Source organism: Nocardia tengchongensis (genome assembly GCF_054781395.1).
Genome location: NZ_BAAGUM010000001.1, coordinates 426,511 through 444,653, shown reverse-complemented (window position 1 = coordinate 444,653; position 18,143 = coordinate 426,511). Strand labels below are relative to the sequence as shown.

Below are 18,143 nucleotides of genomic sequence, written 5' to 3'. Positions count from 1 at the left end.
CCTGGCCGAGTCAATTGCTGGGTCGGCCCGCGATCGCGTTGTAGACGTGGGCGCGGAGCTTGTCGATCCAGCGCTCGTGCTGGTCGCGACGCGCGGCCCGGATCGCCTTGCTCGACTCGGGCGGGTATCGCCAACGTGCCCAGGGGGATTGGGGCCGGGCCAGGCGGATCGCGCCCACGATGCCGAGCGTCGGAACGAACAGCGCCGCCATGCCGGTCCACACCTTGCCCTTGGTCATCGTCACGATCGCGAGCGCGCCGTTGATCAGGACCACCGCGACGAGATACGGCCAGCCGGTGAAGACATCGGTGATGCCGAGGGGTGTGGCGCCGAGCAGCATCAGCCCGCACACCGAGGCGCCCACCACGACGGCGTCCACCGACACCCGCCCCTGCTCCGACCAGTAGACATCCCGCAGGTCGAGGATCAGGGCGAACTCGTCGAGCACCAGCGCCGCGCCGGCGCCGAACAGGCCCGCGAAGATCTCGAGCCAGGGGTGCAGGTCACCGATCGGGCTGAAGGCGCCGAACCCCGCCGCGATCATGAAGACGACCCCGAAGACCATGTGGTGGATGTGCTTTCCGCCCGGGGTGATGTTCCCGGGCCACCAGGACACGCCCGCCCGGATCATCCGCACGCTGATCCGGATGAATACGAAGGTGCTCACGAACATCACCAGCAGGATCGCCAACGGCAACTTGCCGGCAGCACGATGCTTCTGTCGAACCACCCTGCGGCGACCAGGTTCACGACGTGGCGGCGCAGCCTGGCGTGGGCGGGCCGGCGAAACGGTCGCCGAGGTAGCGCAGGGCGCCCAAGGCTTCGACGGTGGCGGCGCCGCTGTGGCCCGGGATCGATGAAAAGCGCTGGGTGAGAGTCGATCCGATGCTGCAGTAGCGATTGATCAAGGCGTGCACCCCGGCGGAGGGAATCATTTCGTCGGCGTTGCTGTGGTACAGATACAGCGGTACGTCCGGGGTGATGGAGCCCAACTCCTGCCGGCGTGCGGCCGCCAGGATCGTCGGGTGCGCGAACAGGTCGGCTGCGACGGAATAGTCGCCGACATGTGTCCCCGCGTAGGTCGACAACAGGCCGGTGCCGCAGCGCTTGGTGACGTCCGCGAGCATGGCGGTGCTGCGCTTGTTGAGCAGGCCCTCGATGTTGGCGCGTGGTTCGTTCCGGATCAGTGCCGCCGTGATCAACAGGGCCAGAGCCGCTTTCGGGCCGCCGTCGGCCGCATTGGCGATGGCGGGGATATCGGCCGGTATCCCACCCGCGGCGATCCCGGTCAGCGGCAGTTCCGGTGCGTATTGGGCGTGCAGCTGTCCCGCCCACAGGGCCGCGAAAGCGCCGCCGGAATAGCCCCAAACCCCCGTGGGGCTGTTGGCCAGACCGGTGGACGGGAAGCGGCGCGCGGCGCGGATACCGTCGAGCAGGGCGCGGCCGGACATCACACCGTCGAGGAACCGGGACTGCGGGCCCTCGTAGTCGGGAATGACCAGCGCCCAGCCGAACATCAACGGCCCCAACAGGAACGGCAAATCCAAGGTCGTCTGGCTGCTCAGGTTGAGGGGGCCGCGCAGAGTGGCGGAGGGGGCGCAAGCGGTGGTGAGGCTGTCCTCGGCGCTGGCGTAGGCCAGCAGCGGACGGGAACCGGGGCCCCGCCAGGGGGCGCTGGGTTCGACGACGGTAGCGATCGTGGTGACCGGCTTGCCCTCGGAATCCGTTGTCAGGTATTGGATTTGCCAGGAATTGAGTGGAAGCCGCGTCGACAAACCGAACAGGTTCACGCTGCGCCAGGCGAGCGGATCCCCATTCGTGTGGCCGCCGAGGTCGGCGGGCGCGGTGTAGAACGGGTCGGGGTCGGGCGCCGCCGGGGGCGGCGCCGCGGCGGCCTGGGAGACCGCGGTACTGAACGCTAGAACCAGCACGCCGACGATCAGGGCGTGCCGCGCGGCCTTCTTCATGAAGCCGCTTGTCATTGGGCGCCTCACGGTGTCTCCCGCATCGGGGCGACTGTATCCGGTGTAAAGCCTGGTCAGGGGGACGTGAGCGGTGTGTCGCGCGCCCGGATTGTCCAGGCCGACGACGACGGCAGCCGATGGCGATCGCCGCCGGCTGCCGTCCGGTGTGCTGATCCTCGCTATCCGACCGGGGCGTGGGCCATGTTGGAGTTCGGGACCAGGATCGGTGGTGTGACCCGTCGCCGCCGTTGCTTCGGTTTGGGGAGTGCGACCGGCATCGCCGGGGTGACGCTGATGGCTTGCTGGGGTTCGCGTCCGCATTTACGGATCAGGTCGTAGAGGTCGCCGTCGAATTTGTCGACACAGCAGGTCTCTTGGTCACCGACGACGCCGTCGGACGCGAATTGCAGGATGCTGGGTTTGCGTCCGGACATGACGTTCCAGCCGACGGCATGGTCACCGACGCCCTGGTATTGATCCCGGAAGGGTCGGGGCGGGCCGGACCCGTTGTAATTGCTCGCCCAGATGTCGTAATCGCCGGTGAGCGTATCGCCGTACATCCAGTAGGGGGTGTATCCGATGACGTAGCCGGGGGCTCCACGGTCGGCGAGGTGCTGTTGGATGAGTTGCACCGCTTGCAGGACTTCGTCGGCGCTGGGCGGGCGTGGGGCATTGGGGGACTGCTCGGCGTCGATCTGCCAGATCCACGGCCGGTCTTTCCACCACGGCGTTTGTTCGTCGACGCAGCTGACCCAGAATTCGATCTGCGATTGGATGTCATCGGGCCACAGGAAGTGGTAGCTACCGAGGACCGGAATTCCGGCGTCGCGCCCCCGTTCGAGGATGGTCTGATAGTGCTGGGATTGCCAGTCGCTGCCTTCGCTGGCCTTGTAGATGAAGAACGAGATGCCGTCACGTTGGGCGGCGACCATGTTCATGGGGCCGCGGTTGAAGTCGAAGTCGGAGGCGTCCCATCCCCAGACGGGAGCCGTGTTGGCGACACCGGTGGTGACGGCGGCGACGGGCGATCCCGTGACCTCCGGGTGGACGCGGGCGGGTGCGGATCCGCCGGCGAGCTGTTCCAGTTGCGTCATCAGATCGGCCGAGGTCGCCCAGTGGGTGTGGTCGTAGTGACCGATGGCGGCGGGGCCGCCGTAGGGTCCGCCGCCGGGGAATTGTTGTTGGTTCTTGACATAGAAGCCGTCGTCGTCGGCGAAAGGCGTGGAATGGATGAGTTCGACCGTGTAGTTCGAGTAGTTGTCGTACATCCATTTGGCGAAGTCCCGCATCTTGACGTCGTCCAGGTCGCAGCCGATATCGATGGCCGCGGTGGGCGAGCCCTGGTAGGACAGACCGTAGTGGTGCGATTGGAGTCCGTGATCGCCGTCCATGCCACTGGTGATCCGCAGCTCGTCGGCTCTCGGATAGGTTTCGAGAAACTTCACCATCCTTGTGCCCAGCGGGCCGAGTATGACACCCGGAAATTGTTGAATGGCCATGACCTTCTCCTCCATGCTGATGCTGGTGAGAAAGGCAACAAGCTACAACGGGCACAAAGCTTTTCGCCCCCGGGCGCCGCGTCTTCGCAGTGCCGGTAATCCTCGGCGCGTGTGCGTCACTACTTCCCCACGCTGGTGATTTGCTGTGAGAAATCAAGGGTCGCATCGCGATTCGGCGGTGTATCGAGTGTTCTACTACGTGCGTTTCGGCGGAACCACGCCGATGCCCTCGGGCAGGTCAGGAGGCCGCAGCCGTCGAAGGGGACCGCGAGACCGGCGACGCCGGTGTCGGGGCAAGTAGTCGGCTACCTGCCCGTCTTCGCGTCGTTCTCGGTCGTCGTCGGCCACAGCTACCCGTATGCAAGTAGGGGGCAGGCCGTCGGCTGACGTGGGTAGGTTGTGGTGCCCACGCCAGCCGATCATTCGTTGTTCAGCGCCGGTGCGTGCGCGCTGTCGCGCATCAATCCAGCGGGGAAACCTTCGCGCCACCGCCTTGCCGGGCCGCGGCGACGGTCGCGTCGTGGACGGCCTCGCCGGCTTCCTCGGTTGTCGCCTCGACGGGGCCGCCGGACACGGTGTACCAGTCATCGCCGTCGGCCGCGCGGACCGTGACCAGTGCTCGCTTGCTGACTCCAGACCACAATGTCCGGATTGTTATGTCGCCCTCCACCTGACCGGCCTCTTCAGTGGTCACGCCACCGGCGCCGGAGGTGAGGGTGGAGGTCCAATCGCTATTCGTCATATGCATCTCGTCTTCAGTGGGTAAAGAAAATCAGTAAAACGCCACGTAGCGTAGTTCTCCGCCGATGGCGAAACGTCGAAAAGCTCGAAAGTAGCGCTGACGGCTCGCTTACCCCGTTGCCCGTCGGTTCGACCGGCCGGAACAGCTGTGTCCTGACCGTCCGGTGAGTGGACATCCGGCCGACCGATTTGCCGGATATGCGCGGTTGTGCAGAATCGAAGGTATGCCGAACTCGAATCCCATCAGTGCCTGGAAGTCCCTGCGTGACGGAAATGACCGCTTCGTCGCCGGTCGGCAGCAACATCCCAGCCAGGACGCGGTCAACCGCGCGAAGCTGGTCTCCGGCCAGCACCCCACCGCGATCCTGTTCGGATGCGGCGATTCGCGCGTGGCCGCCGAGATCATCTTCGACCAGGGCCTCGGCGACATGTTCGTGGTGCGCACCGCGGGCCACGTCATCGACAGCTCGGTGCTCGGGTCGATCGAGTACGGCGTCGAGGTGCTGAACGTGCCACTGATCGTGGTGCTCGGCCACGACAGCTGCGGCGCGGTCAAGGCGACCATCGACGCCCTCGACGGCGGCGCGGTCCCCGGCGGCTTCATCCGCAGCCTCGTCGAACGGGTCTCCCCGTCGATCCTGCTGGGCCGCCGCGAAGGCCTGACCTCCGTCGACGACCTGGAAGCCCGGCACGTCGCCGAAACCAGCCACCTGCTGATGGAGCACTCACAGCTCATCGCCCGCGCGGTGGCCGACGGCAAACTGGCGATCGCGTCGGTCACCTACCGCCTCGACGACGGCCGTGCTCAGCTGCGCCGCGTGGTCGGGGACATCGGCGAGCTCGCCTGAGGCATTGCCTTCCGCCACCGCGCCCGCGGCCGACAAGGCACGTTCGATCAGGTGCGCTGTAATTCGCGCCAGCGCATACACATTGCTCGGATCTCTGCCGTCGGCCGGCGGCATGGTGGAAAGGGCCGCGACCACGGTGCGGGTATCCGACCGGATCGGAACCGAGATCGTGTTCGGATCCGTTGAGTCGCTGTAGTGGGCAACGCCCCGCCTCCGGATCTCGTCGAGCTGTTCGCGGAGAGGTCGGGTGGCGGGGACCGTGCCGGGTTGTGCGCGCGGATGCAGGGGCTCGAAAACATCGCTCGCTGCACCGTATTCGGCGCATACGCGAGCAGCACCAGTCCGGCCGCGGACCTGTGCAATGGAAGTCGCTCGGCCGATCGGGGCACGGCCGAGAAGACGCCGGGCGCCGACACCCTTTCGATGCACAGGACTTCGCGCTGTTGCCGGACGGACAGGCCCACGTTTCGACCGACCTGCGCGCTGAGCCTATTCATGTACGGGATCGCGAGGGCGCGCAGATCGTGGAAGGGGGGCTCTGCGGTTCGCCAGCTCCCAGACGCGAGGCCCGATGTCGACGCGCCGAGTCATATCGCGGCGCAACCACTCACGTTCTACCAGTTCGGATACGGTGCGCGAGACGGTTGGCAACGGCAGCCCGGTGCGTTGGGACAGTTCCGAGACGGACAGCGGGAAGTCATTGTCGGCGACGGCCTCCACCAGTCTGATCACACGGGAGAGGACGGTTTCGCCGTTGGAGAATCGAGCCACAGCCACTTCTTTCACCTGAATTGGGCGTGCGGGAACCATCCCGACCTGGACGATTGACCAGTGTGGTCGACGGTTCTATCCCTCAGCTGTCCGCAACTTATGTGCCGGCTGTGTAGGTCTGCGAAAGCTGCGGGGGTGTGCGTGCCGCCGAGATGCCGGCAAGGGGAGGATGGCTCTCGGTCGGCACGCACGGCCCGCGAGGGGACGACGCTCCAGCGTTGCGATGACGGAGGCTTCGGAGCGTCTCGGGCCACCTGCATTCTGCAATCGGTGCCTGTCGCACCGCCAGACGGCTTTCCTTGATTGCAAGGTTGCGGATGATGGCCTCTCACAGCGTGCTCCTAACTCGCGCCAATCAGCGACATATGCGGCGGCGCAAGGATTCCTGTACCGGCCCGAGAGGCGGGCGGGTGCTCTCGGATGCGGATCCGACGACAGGAGGAACAACGACATGGTGTACCCGAAGGTTGTTAGGGTGGTCGCCGCCACGGCGGTTGCGGTCGGACTCCTCGGCGTGGGTGTCGGCGTTGCCGGCGCCGACCCGGCGCCTGGTTTCCCGGTGAATCCGGTTGCGGGGCAGCAGTGTCCGCCGCCGCCCGGCGATCAGCAGGGCCAGCCGCCCCAGGGGCAACCGCCGCAGGGCCAGCCGCCGCAAGGTCAGCCTCCCCAAGGCCAGCCGCCGGAAGGTCAGCCGCCGCAGTGCCCCGGCCAGTAGCTCGATGAGATCCGGCCCGATGCGATCGTGTTTCGCATCGGGCCGATCCGTCGTGCCGGGTTACCCGGTTTCGTCGGCGTCGTTGCCGGACATACCGGGAAGGCGCACAGTGAATTCGGTATGGCCGGGCACACTCTCGACGGTGATCTGCCCGCCGTGTGTTTCGACGACCGCGGCAACGATCGCAAGGCCCAAGCCTGTACTTCCTGCCCGTCGTGAGCGCGAGGAATCGCCGCGAGCGAACCGTTCGAAGATCTCGGGCTGGAATTGCGCCGGGATGCCCGGCCCGTTATCGACCACGCGCCACACCGCACCGCCGCACGCGTCGGTGTCCAGGGCGGTGACCACGGTCGTACCGGACGCGGTATGGGTGCGGGCGTTGGCGAGCAGGTTGGCCAGCACCTGGTGGAGGCGTGCCGCATCCCCGGTGACGATCACCGGCTCATCGGGCAACTCCAGATCCCAATGATGTTCCGGCCCGGCGATATGCGCGTCGCTGACCGCATCCACGGTGAGCTGTGTCAGATCGACCGGAGCATGTTCGAGCCCGCGCCCGGAGTCCAGCCGCGCCAGCAACAGCATGTCTTCGACCAGATCGGTCATGCGGAGCGACTCCGATTCCACCCGCCCCATGGCGTTGGCCACGGCGGGCGGCACCTCGCTCCGATTGCGTTGCGCCAGTTCGGCATATCCGCGAATCGCGGTCAACGGGGTGCGTAATTCATGGCTGGCGTCGGCGAGGAATTGACGGACCCGAGTCTCGCTGGCATGCCGCGCCGACAGCGCGGCGGTGATGTGATCGAGCATCTGATTGATGGCCGCACCCAGCTGTCCCACCTCGGTCCGGACATCGGCATCGGAGCTCGGAACCCTCACCTGGAGCGCCACTTCGCCGCGATCCAGCCGCAGATCGGCGACGGTCGCGGCGGTGGCCGCGACCCGGTTCAGCGGTGCGAGCGCCCGCCGGATCAACCAGATCCCCACCGTCACCGCCACGACCAACACCACCGCGGTGACGATCAGCAGGATCAGCAGCACGCGCATGAGGATGGCGTCCACCGAGGCCAGCGGCAATCCGATGACGACCACCTCATCATCCCAAGTGGACTCCGTCGTGATCCGATAGCGACCCTGTCCATCGAGGTCCAGAGTCACCGTCCGTCCCGAACCAAGCTCGGCGAGTTGGTGTTTCGCCGCTTCTGAAAGCGCGGACCGGGTGCCGTCGGCCCCGACCTTACCGGCGGAGACGGCCCGCCCGCCGGCTACGAGTGCGCCGATCGTGTCGGGCTGAATCCCACGGCGGTCGATGAAATCGGGCCCGGGGCCGGCGCCGCGCGGCTCGAGCGGTGGCGGCTGCGGCGCGCCGGTGCCGACCGGTTCAGGTGGTGGGAGTTGCGGCGCGCCCGTGCTGCCCGGGCCTTGCGGCCGCGGGCCGAGGCTGGGCCCGCCGCCGCTGTCGACGAGGGCACGATGCTCGATATCGATGAGCCCGGTATCGAGCTGATGGACCAGAAACTGTTGCAGCGCCAGCTCTGTCGCCGCCCCGGTACCCACGACCACGACCACGAGCAGCACGATCTGCCCGAGCAACAGCCGGGTCCGCAGCGACCACGCGCGTCCCCGACGCTCAGCCGGCGGGCTTGAGGACATAACCGGCTCCACGCAGGGTGTGAATCATCGGCTCGCGATTGCTGTCGATCTTCTTACGAAGGTAGGACACATACAGCTCCACAATGTTCGACCGCCCACCGAAGTCATAACTCCAAACCCGATCCAAAATCTGTGCCTTACTCAGCACCCGCTTCGGGTTCCGCATGAAGAACCTCAGCAATTCGAACTCCGTGGAAGTCAACACAATCGGCTCACCCCCACGCGCAACCTCATGACTGTCCTCGTCGAGCACCAAATCCCCAACCACAATCTGCGCCCCGCTATCGGCCTCGGTAACCCCGGTCCGCCGCAACAGCGCCCGCAACCGCAACATCACCTCCTCGATACTGAACGGCTTGGTCACGTAGTCGTCGCCCCCCGCGGTGAACCCGGCAATCCGATCCTCAACGGTGTCCTTCGCCGTCAACAGCAGCACAGGCAACTCAGGACAATGCCGCCGCAATCTCCCGAGCACCTCGAGCCCACTCATATCCGGCAACATCACATCGAGCACGACCACATCCGGCCGCACTTCCCGCGCAACGGTCACAGCCGTACCGCCGCTGCCGGCCGTAGCGACCTCCCACCCCTCCAGCCGCAACGCCATCGACATCAGCTCGGCCAGCGCCGGTTCGTCATCGACAACCAAAACACTGATCGCACTGCCATCGGCACGTCGCATGATCGCCCGTTCGATCGGGCCGTTTCGAGTGGTCATCGGAGGCATCGAAAGAGTGTCGATCCTGTGGCTCACCCCTAGCTATGTCTTGCCTGTGTGCCCGCTGTGAATCAGGAGCTTCTTCGAAGACTGGGTGAGAATCGCGCCCACCGCGAAGCGTTCACAGCCGGGACCTATTTCACGCCCATGGTGGACAAATGCGGCGACTCTACGGTTCGTGCCGACATTGAAATAAGCAGCACGACAGGAGTTTCGAGTGACACATCCAAACCCCGCGCGAATCGGCCGCTGGATTTCACCGACATCTGACGGCGTCCAGCCGGCCAGTCCCTGGCTGGCGCTGTGGATCATCGTGACGACGGGCAGTGCGACTGCCGCCAGCTGATCGGAAGCTGTAACACCAGGGACTGTCTTCAGGTGCTATGGCGTGTAGCGGAGGATAGCTGCCGCGTGCGCGCCGTCGGGGATGTCTTCGGAGCGGACCGCGAGTACGCGGCCGTTGGAAAGCAGTGTGCGGCGCGCGATCTCGTCGAGGACGCCCGGGCCGTTGTCGTCACGCGCCGGCACCTGGGTGATCGAGCCGTCGTCGGCGAGTCGGCCGGGCACATGCGCGTCGATGTCCACGAACAGCACGTGCACGATGCCGTAGGTTGCGGCACGGGCGATATCGGAGAGGTCGAGGATGCCGCGACCGTCGCTGCGGCGGTTCTCGAATTCGGTGCGAAGCTCGGCCAATTCGGTCGCGTAATGCTGGTCGAGCAGGGTCCGGGCCTGTTCGGCGAGTTCGGCGTCGGTCAAACGCTCCGGGTTGCCGGAGATGCCCTCGGTCAGCAGCTGGGGATAGCTGCTCACCGAACGGAACAGCCCGGCGGTCGGCTCGGTAGCGGCCAGAATCAGCGGAATATCCAAGCCGGTCAGCACATTTCGCAGTGCGAGATCGACCGCGCGGCAGTACTGGCGGACCCGTACCTTGCGGCCCTCGCTGCCCTGTAGGCGGCCGTGCGGGCTGCGGCCCAGCGGGGGCAGTGCCAGGTACTCGGTCAAGCTTGCGGGGAGGCCGGGCACCTGCGCGTCCTGGGCCGGTCGATCCGCGGTGACCTCCACCAGGCGCACCGCGTTCTCCGACAGCGCCAGCACGAAGGCCGACTGCGGGAACGTCACGGCGCGCAGCAGCGGCTTGATATTGAACCGATCGCCGACGGTGGTGCTCGCCTCCAGCCGGTTCGGCACCCGATGGGTGATCAGTTGCTCGGGAGTAGCGTGCACCGCCAAGGTGCGCGACTGATAGCGCCAGTAGTCCTCGTCATCGAGGAGATCGGCGAACGCCTCCGACAATGCGGTGCGTGCGTTCTTGTCCTCCACGCGGTCGAGCGCCTGTTTTACCTGGTTCTCGATGGCCACTCGATTCTTGTCCGGCGTAGGCGTGTCCACCTCGGTCGGTGTGTAGATGGAGACGCACCACGGTTCGGATACGGTCGTCAGGGCCAGGATTTCGCCGTGCGTGGGGATATCGGTGTGCAGCATGCTCGCCTCCACGAAATCGTCATCGCCGGTTTTCGGGTATCAGCACGAACCGCACTCGATAGTAGCCTCGCGATTGCTACCCGGGGCTTCATCCCGCCCAGCCCGCTTCGTGGGCTTCGACTGTGCCCATGGCGATTGCTTCGGTGAGTTGGGCGTGGTCCCGGGCATTTTGGTCAGCATAGGAGGTGGCGAAGGCGACGAGCGCGGCGTCGGTCCGTGCGGTGCGGCCGAGGTAGTCCGCGATCATCGTCGCGTCGCCGGATCGAGCGTGCGCTCGAGCCAGGACTCGTGCGCAAGCGGTCGCGAACTGTTCCAGCTGGGGCGCGACCAGCGCCGTGTCGGCGGTGATCTTCATGTCGCGGAACTGGCGTACGTAGAAGTCCAGGCCGTCGACACGGGTCCAGCCCAGGAACTTGTCGGTCGTCGACTGCAGCATCCGCTGACCGTGTGCCACCCGAGATCCGCCGTTGGGGTACCGGCTCGGAGGAAGGAAGTCCTCGTACACCGATCGACCCGCCTGCTTGACCTGGAGGAAGAACGGATCGCCAGTGCGTCGTTCCTCGAGCAACGCCAGATAGACCCGCATGCCGACGCTACCGACGCCCACCACTTGCCGCGCCACATCGACGACCCGGTACCGAGTCAACAATGACCAGATGTGATCGGGCACCGACTCGGCATAGTCGTGCACGATCTCGGCGACCAGGCGGCGCTGATCCGAGCCGACGGCCACCCGGAACGGTGGCTGTTCGGTAATGCACCGGCGACCGTCGCGGATCTCGGTGAACTTGGCGAACGCGCCCCGGCTGGTCCGTTTGCGGGTACCGCGTTCGATCACCTTGCGTGCCGACTGTTGTGCGCGAGGGCCGAAATAGCCCAGGAAGTCCTCCGCATCGACCCGCTCGTACCAGATGTCGATCTCCGGGGTACGCGCGTAGTCGGCCATGGCGGCCCGGTAGCTCGCCGATGTCGCGGCCACCGCGGCGGCCGCCCGGTCCTCGGACACGGCATTGTCTCTCGCGAGCACCACGAGCGAGGTGACCAGTCGCAGCAGATCCCACTCGAACGGGCCCGGCAGAGTTTCGTCGAAATCGCGCAGATCGAAGACCAGGTTTCTTTCGGGCGAGGCCCACATGCCGAAGTTGAGGACGTGCGCATCCCCGCACATCTGCACCTCGATGCCGGTGTGTGGCCGCGAGGCCAGGTCCGCGGCCATCACAGCCGCGGCTCCGCGGTAGTAGGTCCACGGCGAGGCCGCCATTCGCGCGATCCGGATCGGCACCAGATCGGGGGCGCGCAGGTCGTTCTGTGCGAGGACCGTGGTCAGCGCGTCATGGCCGCGCGCTTCCGGGTTCCACTCACCCAACGCCGACCGCGGCACGATCTTGCGGGAATCCCGCCCTCGCCCACTGCGTTCCGGCCGGATGATGCTTGCGCGCGGCGTCAGTGGGGAGTTGAGTTCATCGGTCATCGGCGGACTCCCTGCCTCGGGTGCCCGGGGAACTTCCCGCAGGACACGCTGCGTCAAGGGTCCCCAGGGTAGGCCCATACCGAACCGATTACGTGCACCTGACGATCACCGAGACGGTCTCGCTCGAGCAGAATCGGTGGTGTCGATGACGAAAACCGGGAATCTGTCCTCGGGCGGGTCGGGTTCGTATCGGACACGGATCGGCTGGTCCGATAGTGGCGGGAGCTCGCTGTCGATCATGGAGTAGAGCAAGGGGCCGTCGTCGAGTTCGACAATGGCGACCGTCGAGGGCTCCCACGTCCCGGTGTTCGATCGGTAGCCCGCCTCCTTCCACGACACGATCGAGCCCGCGCCCGAGGAGGGGACCCAGTCCAGCGTCGTGGCTCGGCACGATGAGCAGGCGTTGGTCAGCGGCCCGACCAAAGTCGCACAGTCGGTGCAACGCCGAATCATCAAGATCGGACCGCCGTGGCGCACGGTGGGGTCGCTGACGTCTCGTGGGTTCTCCAGCTTGTGGTCGAACATGGGAATCCTCGCCGTTTCTTGCCCGCTCGGTCACTCATGAGCCTGCGCCCCCGAGGGCCCCACCCGCGACGACCGAACTACCCACGACATACCTATTTTGCTGCCCCCGATCTGTAGTGGCACCGGTCTGGGACCGCCCCTCGAGGCGGTCCCATGCAGGTCTAGGCCACGGTCGGCTCGTCGTATCGGATGTCGTGCCTGGCCGCGATGGGGTTGAGCTTGACCGGGTCGAGCTCGCCATCGGTGAGCACGGCCGAGGCAGCCTCGAAGAGGTCTTCCAAATAGCACTCCCAGCCGCCGGGTGAGGAGATCTGGATGAGTCGGGGCGGGGGCGTGGAAGCGCGGCGCAACGCGTGCGGAACGCCGTGGGGGAGCAACACGAACATTCCAGCGGTGGCATGCACGATGCGGTCGTCGAATTCCACCTCCAAGGTGCCGTCGAGGACGTAGATGCACTCGTCCGCCACGTGGTGGGTGTGACGCGGGATATCGCGGGCAAGGCTGACTTCCAACAGCGAGAAGCGGCCCTCGGTGTCGGCGGTGCCGGCCTTCACAGCGAACGCGGGCGGCAGCGGCAGGCGTCCGGGGCGAATGGCGCCGGCGTCGAGCAGCAGAAATCGATTGTGGGACATGGTGGTACCCTTCGATCAGAAAGAAACGGAACCGGAATCCGGATCCGTTTCGAGTGTAGGCCGGAAGGGAACCCGAGTGTCAAGCCCGTCATCGCCGCCGCGCAAGCCGCGAGCGGACGCCTCCCGCAACCGCGACCGAATCCTGGAGGTCGCGCGAAACCTGTTCACGGAGCGCGGAAGTCAGGTGCAACTGCCGGAGGTGGCGCGCGCCGCGGGCGTCGGGATCGGCACCGTGTATCGACACTTCCCGACCCAGGCCGACCTGATCGAGGCGGCGGCCACACAGCGCTTCGCCGAGATCGAGGAGTACGCCCGCACCCGATGTCTGGACCTCGCCGAATCCGGCCGCGCCGTGCTGACCTACCTGACGCACGTCGGCGAAACCCTCGCCGCGGACAGCGGATTGTCGGCCGCCATCGAAGCGGCCCGCCACTCGCGAGGCAGCGAACCGCGCGGCGTGGCGATGGAAGGCCTCGCCGAAATCCTCGGCACACTCATCGAATCCGACAAAGCGGCCGCAACTGTCCGCCCGGACTTGACCGTCGCCGACGTCTACATGGTTGTGGGCGCGTTGTCCGCCACCATTCGCTCGGAAAGCGGCGATTGGCGTCGACTCCTAACGCTGCTGTACGGCGGGCTTGCGACCTAAGGCTTCCGAACCGAAGCCTGTCGAGTGTGGCAAACCCCGTGATCGGTCTGCTGGAAGTTGTTTTCTGCGTTGGCATATAGCGTCGGCTGTGGCCTCTTTCTCGCTAGTCGAGAAAGTAGGCGTCGATCTTCTCCTCGGCATCCAGGATCTCATCCGAAGCCACGCCGAGTGCCACTGCCAGCTCAACCGATCCGACGAGCGCGACCTGCACGTCAGGCGAGAATGCTCGTTCGAGCAGTCCGAGATAGTCCGACATGCTCTGGTCCAACTTTTCCAGAATCCCCTGGTACTCGGTGGCGAGTTGCTCGTCGAGCGCGCGCTGTTCGTCGAGGTACCGCTCGATCAGCGCTGCCTCTCGCTTCGTCAACGACGATGCGACGGCCTTGTACATCACAATGCCGACCGTGTTGCCGATGACGGCACCAAGGATTGGGATGGGAATGGTCGCCTGGCCGACAGAAGCGGACAGCGCGCGGACTGCGGCCTTCAAGGCGACGAGCTCGGAGGTTTCGATGAACTCCAGTTCGTCGATCTCGTTGCGGCGGAGCTTGTTCGCTTGCTCTGCGATGCTGAAGGATGCGGTGACGATCGAGCTGGCGACGGCTGCGGAGGTAGCCGTAAAGTTCGTGAGCGCGTAGATGCTCAGTCCTCGGACGCCGCCCTCGCCGAAACCCAGGCCGGTCTCGCCTGCGATGTCGATCCAGTCCTGCCCGGTGAACTCATTGAGCCTCTTGCCTTCTCGACGCTTGGTGAACACGGCCAGTGCGAAAGCTGTCCCGCCCGCTGTCGCGGCAGCCGTGAGTGCGACCGTGCCTCCTTCTCGCAGCGTCGGCCGGCTCTGCTGGTGGGCATCGTCGCGCAGAGACCGGTCCGTGGCGCGGAGCGAGTCCTTTTCCGCCGCAATGGTCGAGGTGTAGACATCGCGTTGAACTTCGTCGTACCTCAGCGTCGAGGGTTCGAGCGATTCGATGCCGACTGATCCGGATTGGAAGAACGCCTGGACTCGCTGCCAGTCCCTGAGGGAAGGTCCGTCGCCGCTGCGTGACAGCAGCATGCTCGCCTCCTCCGGCGACAAGGCGTGCAGCCGCTGGATCACCTCGAAGTGATTACTGGGGATCTGGTACTTCCCACCGTTGTGCACGAATTCGGGATACTTCTGGAGGTGCTCGGCGATCGCGCCCAGTGAGAAGCGGCCGCCGGCTGCGACGAACTTCTGCTGGATCTCGACACTTCCGCGCATCAGGTCGACGGGTCCGTTGTCGTTCACCCACTGGTAGACGGCCTCGTGGCCGAGGATCTGCTTTCGGGCGTTACCGATCCCGACCTCGGCGATCTCCGCGATGAAGCCGTGCATGCCATGTTGTCCGCCGCGGTTGGCGGCTACCACCTCGAGGTCGATCTTCCTGATGGCTTCATCGACGCTGGTGAGCGCGTCCCGAAGGTGCTCGTCCTGCTGGCTGAGCGCGCTCAGAAGGTTGTCGATGCGAAGCTGGTTGAGATAGCTCACCCAGGACGCGACTGCCTGCTCCTGTGTGCTCGTGACGAACTCGGCAGCGTCACTCACTGTCGGCATCCTGTTCGATGCGCGTGCTCAGCATGGTCGCGCACGACTTCGTGTTGTTCACCAACGTAGCGAGTGTCGACCGCTCGGCAGGGGCGAGCGCGTGGAAATCGGAGCGGAAGTGCATCAAGGCTTCACCGTAATTCTTTACCAGCCCTTCGCGGAGTGAGGTCGTCCGCTGGAGGAGCTCGTCGATCTGAGCATCCATGCCTTTGACGAGGGCGGTGTTGCGCTTAATCGCAGTCAGCGCTTCGTGCTTCGCCTCTCGATTCTCGAACTTCTTCTTCGCGAACAGGGCGATCGACGCGAGTAGGGTTGCGCCCGCGATGGTCCAGCCGATCGGGCCGGCAAGCGCGAGCAGTGTGGTGCCTGCCGCAGTGCCGCCGCCGCCGGCGGCCAGCGCGCCGCCACCGAGCCACGCCAGTGCTGCCTGGCTGGCCGCAGCCCCGGAAAGGGTCGAGATCGCGGTCCCGGTCGACGCCGTCCCGAAGGTGGTGGCAACCCACATCGCCGCCGACGGTGCCAGGCCCGCTACCGCGGTGCCCGCCGCGAACCCGGCGCCGGCGCCGGCAGCCGACAACCGCGCCGATTCCAGCTCTTTCTGAGCGAAATCCTCTGCGCTCAGGAACCGTTTCCGATGTACCTCGATCTCGTCGAAGTCGGTATCGAATGACTTCGGGGTGTTGGCGATGCTGTTCACCAACTGCTCGACCAGCTCGATCAGGTCCGTCGAACGTTCGCGCTGACGCAACAGAGACAGGCCCCGGTCAGCCATCGCTGTGAAGACGCCGTTGTATTCCGCTACGGCAACCTCATAGAGGTCCGGCCCTTTCGCAGTCAGCTTCTCGACCCTGCCTCTGGCAGCGTCCTTGACGTTGCCGACCTGCCCGACGAACTGCGTTGAAGCGGTTCGCGCCGCCTTGCCGATGCCGTCGACGGTCCTGCCGATGCCCTCCTTGGCATTGCCTACGTTGAGCCTGGCGTTGCCCACGTCGAGCTGTTCTTCCAACGCACCCTCCAAGACCATTGCGGCTCAACAACGTAACGGAGAATATCGACCACATGTGACAGATTGGACGGGACGCACACTCCGATCCACCCAGCTTCGCCTGCAGCTCATCCGCGCACGTCACAATTCCTACACCAGCTGGTGCCCCCGCCGCAGCGGAGCCCGCCGACCCGACGACGATCGCGCCCGCGCCCGCCAATCCGCCTGCGGCCCAGCCGATTCGTCCCAGAGTATGGCTCGGTGCCATTTGTCCTCCCCGTGTGTTCGCAGCCTTCCCACCAGGCCCGGATGGCGCGGGAAGCCGGTCGGGCGTCGTGAGTACCAGCGGTGTCGAATTCCGGAATGGCCCGATTCAGATCGGCGGGGACGCCCCGACTTCCTGGGGCGAAGTACCTGCCCGAGATGGTCCCTGGGTAGCAGGGTCGCCGTCGGCCGCCAACTGGTTTTCGCCGAGGCTCGGCGGCCGGATGCCACGGAGCCACAGGTAGGGTTCTTGACTCTCACACGGTGTCAGGCGGTCAGCTGGGAGGCGTCATGTTCATTATCGGAGACTTCGCCCGGCACGGCCGCGTATCGGTCCGGATGCTGCGTCATTACAACGCGACCGGCCTTTTGTACCCGGCGCGAGTCGACCCGGCCACCGGCTACCGCTATTACAACGCCGGCCAGCTGGCCCGCCTCAACCGCATTATCGCGCTCAAAGATCTGGGATTCACCCTCCAGCAGGTCGGGGAGATTCTGGACGAGAAGGTCACGACCTCCGAACTGCGTGCCATGCTGCGGCTGCGACGAGCGGAACTGGAAGCGACCATGCAAGCCATGTCGGCCAGGTTGGTTCAGGTCGAGGCGAGGCTCCGCTCGATCGAAAGCGAGGGACAGATGCCCGAAAACGATGTGGTGGTGAAGAGTCTGCCGAGCGTGCGGGTTGCCGAATTGACCGGTGCGGCTCCGGACTTCGACAGTATCGGACTGGTTATCCAGCCGCTGTACGACGAGCTGTTCCGGCGCCTGGAGGCCGCGGGCATCACTCCTTCAGGTCCCGGTATCGCCCATTACGAGGACGCCCCGGACGGCGGGGTCCTCATCCACGCGGGCGTCGAGGTCTGCGCGCCTCTTGCGGTGGATGACGGATTGCGGATCGTGAACCTACCGCCCATCGAGCAGGCGGCGACCATCGTGCATCGCGGGTCGCTGGACACCAGCCTGCCCACGTTCCAAACCCTGGGCCGCTGGATCGATGCAAACGGCTACCGCTCCACCGGCTACCCCAGGGAAATCAACCTGGAATGCCCCGCGAACCTCGACGACTGGGTGACCGAGTTTCAGGAACCGGTCGTCAAGAACCAGTACACCAGCTGACCAACCCAAACTTCGGCCCGCCAATCGCTCTCGGTCGCTGGGACGCTTCCGGCGACCGGTACAGCAACGACAACGAGCTGGAACAACGAACCACCACCGGTATCTCAGGGGAATGAGCCGGCCACGACGATCGATCGTGATCGCAAAAGAGCTGTGAGTCAGTACGAATAGCGAAGGCCCGCATGCGTATCGGGAGTAGTGGCGCATCCATCTCGCCGAGATCGTCGGCGACCCTCTTGCCCCCGTCGGGCGGGCATACGGCCACAATCCTGTGATGGCCACGATCAACCCGCGGCCGAGCTTCACGCCGGTATTCGGGTCGATCTCGGGAGTCGCCTGGGTGATCAGTTGCGCGAGCCGATCGTTGAGCCGGCACGCCCGCTCCTTGAAAGACCGTGCCGTCTCGACCGAGACGTTGCGTTCCAGCTCGATCGCCATGGCCCACCGAACCGGGTCGAGGGGCTGATCGGCAACACATCCACGCGGGCGGAGCCGACAAGCATCGACATCGTCACCATTGCTCTCCCACCCTCGCTGGCAACACTC

The 18,143-nt window shown here is 65.7% G+C and carries 17 protein-coding genes and 1 pseudogene; 3 read left to right on the top strand and 15 right to left on the bottom strand.

The window, feature by feature from the left end:
- Positions 1-10 precede the first annotated feature (10 nt).
- The 4 genes from ACYVKL_RS02115 to ACYVKL_RS02100 form a co-directional block, all read right to left on the bottom strand.
- A complete protein-coding gene (locus ACYVKL_RS02115) occupies positions 11-667 on the bottom strand; it encodes a hypothetical protein (RefSeq protein ID WP_379170580.1) in 657 nt (218 codons plus the stop codon).
- Between the two features lie 79 nt (positions 668-746).
- Positions 747-1,982 (bottom strand): lipase family protein, encoded by a 1,236-nt coding sequence (locus ACYVKL_RS02110; protein ID WP_379170578.1) that lies wholly within the window; start codon positions 1,980-1,982, stop codon positions 747-749.
- Positions 1,983-2,143: 161 nt separating this feature from the next.
- Entirely contained in the window at positions 2,144-3,463 is a 1,320-nt protein-coding gene (locus tag ACYVKL_RS02105) for a GH25 family lysozyme (RefSeq protein ID WP_379170576.1), read from the bottom strand.
- A 460-nt stretch (positions 3,464-3,923) separates the two neighbouring features.
- Entirely contained in the window at positions 3,924-4,205 is a 282-nt protein-coding gene (locus tag ACYVKL_RS02100) for a hypothetical protein (RefSeq protein ID WP_379170574.1), read from the bottom strand.
- Between the two features lie 223 nt (positions 4,206-4,428).
- Here ACYVKL_RS02100 and ACYVKL_RS02095 point away from each other — a divergent pair, with 223 nt between their 5' ends.
- Positions 4,429-5,052, top strand: a complete 624-nt coding sequence (locus ACYVKL_RS02095) for a carbonic anhydrase (RefSeq protein WP_246597542.1) — start codon at positions 4,429-4,431, stop codon at positions 5,050-5,052.
- 47 nt (positions 5,053-5,099) lie between these two features.
- On the opposite strand, the gene ACYVKL_RS02090 is transcribed toward ACYVKL_RS02095, so the two are convergent.
- The 8 genes from ACYVKL_RS02090 to ACYVKL_RS02055 form a co-directional block, all read right to left on the bottom strand.
- The gene (locus tag ACYVKL_RS02090) at positions 5,100-5,573 is read right to left on the bottom strand and encodes an IclR family transcriptional regulator domain-containing protein (RefSeq protein WP_460770960.1); all 474 of its coding nucleotides are present in this window, start codon (positions 5,571-5,573) and stop codon (positions 5,100-5,102) included.
- A complete protein-coding gene (locus tag ACYVKL_RS02085) occupies positions 5,542-5,862 on the bottom strand; it encodes a helix-turn-helix domain-containing protein (RefSeq protein ID WP_379170572.1) in 321 nt (106 codons plus the stop codon). The genes ACYVKL_RS02090 and ACYVKL_RS02085 overlap by 32 nt, the downstream gene beginning before the upstream one ends.
- 736 nt (positions 5,863-6,598) lie before the next feature.
- Positions 6,599-8,188: an ATP-binding protein gene (locus ACYVKL_RS02080; RefSeq protein WP_379170570.1), complete on the bottom strand. Its 1,590-nt coding sequence runs from the start codon at positions 8,186-8,188 to the stop codon at positions 6,599-6,601.
- On the bottom strand, positions 8,166-8,906 hold the full coding sequence (locus ACYVKL_RS02075; protein WP_379170568.1) for a response regulator transcription factor: 741 nt from the start codon (positions 8,904-8,906) through the stop codon (positions 8,166-8,168). The genes ACYVKL_RS02080 and ACYVKL_RS02075 overlap by 23 nt, the downstream gene beginning before the upstream one ends.
- Before the next feature lie 381 nt (positions 8,907-9,287).
- The gene (locus tag ACYVKL_RS02070) at positions 9,288-10,391 is read right to left on the bottom strand and encodes a baeRF11 domain-containing protein (protein WP_379170566.1); all 1,104 of its coding nucleotides are present in this window, start codon (positions 10,389-10,391) and stop codon (positions 9,288-9,290) included.
- An 88-nt stretch (positions 10,392-10,479) separates the two neighbouring features.
- Positions 10,480-11,862 (bottom strand): DUF2252 domain-containing protein, encoded by a 1,383-nt coding sequence (locus tag ACYVKL_RS02065; protein WP_379170564.1) that lies wholly within the window; start codon positions 11,860-11,862, stop codon positions 10,480-10,482.
- Between the two features lie 105 nt (positions 11,863-11,967).
- Positions 11,968-12,387, bottom strand: coding sequence for a Zn-ribbon domain-containing OB-fold protein (locus ACYVKL_RS02060; RefSeq protein ID WP_379170562.1), 420 nt, complete (start codon positions 12,385-12,387; stop codon positions 11,968-11,970).
- 161 nt (positions 12,388-12,548) lie between these two features.
- A complete protein-coding gene (locus ACYVKL_RS02055) occupies positions 12,549-13,019 on the bottom strand; it encodes a cupin domain-containing protein (protein WP_379170561.1) in 471 nt (156 codons plus the stop codon).
- A 76-nt stretch (positions 13,020-13,095) separates the two neighbouring features.
- Between ACYVKL_RS02055 and ACYVKL_RS02050 the strand changes: the two genes are divergently transcribed.
- Positions 13,096-13,668, top strand: a complete 573-nt coding sequence (locus tag ACYVKL_RS02050; protein ID WP_379170559.1) for a TetR/AcrR family transcriptional regulator — start codon at positions 13,096-13,098, stop codon at positions 13,666-13,668.
- A 103-nt stretch (positions 13,669-13,771) separates the two neighbouring features.
- Here the strand turns inward: ACYVKL_RS02050 and ACYVKL_RS02045 are convergent, their stop codons facing one another.
- Positions 13,772-15,241: a hypothetical protein gene (locus ACYVKL_RS02045; RefSeq protein WP_379170557.1), complete on the bottom strand. Its 1,470-nt coding sequence runs from the start codon at positions 15,239-15,241 to the stop codon at positions 13,772-13,774.
- Entirely contained in the window at positions 15,225-16,238 is a 1,014-nt protein-coding gene (locus ACYVKL_RS02040) for a hypothetical protein (RefSeq protein ID WP_379170556.1), read from the bottom strand. Before ACYVKL_RS02040 ends, ACYVKL_RS02045 begins: the two co-directional genes overlap by 17 nt.
- A 507-nt stretch (positions 16,239-16,745) precedes the next feature.
- Between ACYVKL_RS02040 and ACYVKL_RS02035 the strand changes: the two genes are divergently transcribed.
- Positions 16,746-17,597, top strand: coding sequence for a MerR family transcriptional regulator (locus ACYVKL_RS02035; protein ID WP_379170554.1), 852 nt, complete (start codon positions 16,746-16,748; stop codon positions 17,595-17,597).
- Positions 17,598-17,852: 255 nt separating this feature from the next.
- Here the strand turns inward: ACYVKL_RS02035 and ACYVKL_RS02030 are convergent.
- Positions 17,853-18,035, bottom strand: a pseudogene (locus ACYVKL_RS02030) (hypothetical protein); the annotation flags it as partial.
- Between the last annotated feature and the right edge of the window lie 108 nt (positions 18,036-18,143).